The organism is Bradyrhizobium algeriense (assembly GCF_003062295.1).
GTDB classification, from domain to species: Bacteria; Pseudomonadota; Alphaproteobacteria; order Rhizobiales; family Xanthobacteraceae; genus Bradyrhizobium; species Bradyrhizobium algeriense.
Genome location: NZ_PYCN01000132.1, coordinates 1 through 1,648 on the forward strand (window position 1 = coordinate 1; position 1,648 = coordinate 1,648).

Sequence of the window (1,648 nt, forward strand, 5' to 3'; positions counted from 1 at the left end):
GTGAGCGCTCCTTCTAAAAAACTGATCTCGGCGCTGCACGCCCCCTGTGGGATAGAAACGGGTTGGCGATAGACTGCGTTCGGAAGGGAGCGGCCGATACGATTTTGGTGGCATTTAACCCCGTCAAAAAACCTGGTCCATGAGCTGTTGCGGACTTGAGAGTGGTGACGCCGCATAGGCGATCCCGTTTAGGAATCTGATCAATTGCGCAGCTCAGCCCTTCCGCCCTGTCAGCAGGAGGATTGGAGATGAACCGCAAGAAGTCGAAGTCCAAGGTCGACCGTACCATGCCCATGGTGCACCCGAACGCGGCTGCCATCGATGTTGGTGCGACTATGCACATGGCTGCCGTAGGAGCGGATCGCGTACTGGAGCCAGTACGCAGTTTTGGCACCTTCACGGCCGATCTCGATCAACTAGTAAAGTGGTTTGTGGAATGCGGCGTCGAGACCGTCGTCATGGAATCAACCAGCGTCTATTGGATTCCGATCTTTGAGCTTCTCGATGCACGAGGATTTGCCGTGTTTCTTGTCAACGCGCGCGATGCCAAGCATGTGCCGGGGCGCAAGACCGATGTCAGCGATGCGCAGTGGCTGCAGCGGCTCCATTCGTTCGGATTGCTGCGGGCGAGCTTTCGGCCCAAAGGGCAAATTGCGGAGCTGCGAGCCTACGTGCGTCAGCGTGAGCGTCTGCTGGAATATGCCGCCTCACACATCCAGCATATGCAAAAGGCATTGACCGAGATGAATCTTCAACTCCACCACGTTGTGGCCGACATCACGGGCACGACTGGCCTGCGCATCATTCGCGCGATCCTTGCCGGCGAGCGCGATCCTGAGGCGCTGGCGTGTTTGCGCCATTACAGTTGCCACTCCAGTGTCGAGACGATCGCGAAGGCGCTCACCGGAAGCTACCGCGCGGAGCATCTGTTTGCGCTCGATCAGGCACTCGCCCTTTACGACGCTTACCACGAGAAGGCATCTGCCTGCGACGTCCGAATCGAGGCTGTGTTGAAGGAACTCATTATCCATAGGGGTCATGATCATGGATCAGCGCCGCCGGTCTCGCGGCGTCGGAACAGAACCGATCAAGCGAACGCTCTGGCTTTCGACGTCCGCGCGTCGTTGTTTGGGCTGCTCGGAAAGGACGTCACCACCATCGACGGCCTCGGTCATTACCTCTCGCTGAAGCTGATCGCAGAATGCGGCGACGACCTTACCTCATGGCCAAGTGCAAAGCATTTTACCTCCTGGCTGGGGTTGGCGCCGAGCAATAAGGTCTCCGGGGGCAAAATGCTCTCGTCACGAACGCGCCGGTCCGGCGGTCGGGCCGCAGCTCTTCTGCGCCTTGCTGCCGTAACCGTCGGACGCACCGACACCGCGCTCGGCGCCTTTTATAGAAGACTGTCGTCCCGCATCGGCAAGGCCAAGGCAGTCACCGCGACGGCCCGCAAGATCGCAGTCCTGTTCTACAACGCTGTCCGTCACGGAATGGACTACGTCGATCCCGGCGCCTCGTCCTACGAGACACGCTACCGTACGCGAGTGATCAACAATTTGCACCGACGTGCCAAGACATTCGGCTTTGTTCTGCAGCCCTTGGAACCGGGAGCTGGTGCCGTTTCTTAGGAATCGTTCTCCAGCGTCAG

At 59.0% G+C, this 1,648-nt stretch carries 1 protein-coding gene; it reads left to right on the forward strand.

Going from position 1 to position 1,648, the window contains the following annotated elements; genetic code table 11:
* Positions 1–248: 248 nt before the first annotated feature.
* Entirely contained in the window at positions 249–1,628 is a 1,380-nt protein-coding gene (locus C7G61_RS42660) for an IS110 family RNA-guided transposase (RefSeq protein WP_108523404.1), read from the forward strand.
* Positions 1,629–1,648 lie beyond the last annotated feature (20 nt).

What these genes read in the sequence shown, in the direction of transcription:
- C7G61_RS42660 (WP_108523404.1), top strand. Translation starts at nt 249, where the DNA reads ATGAACCGCAAGAAGTCGAAGTCCAAGGTCGACCGTACCATGCCCATG.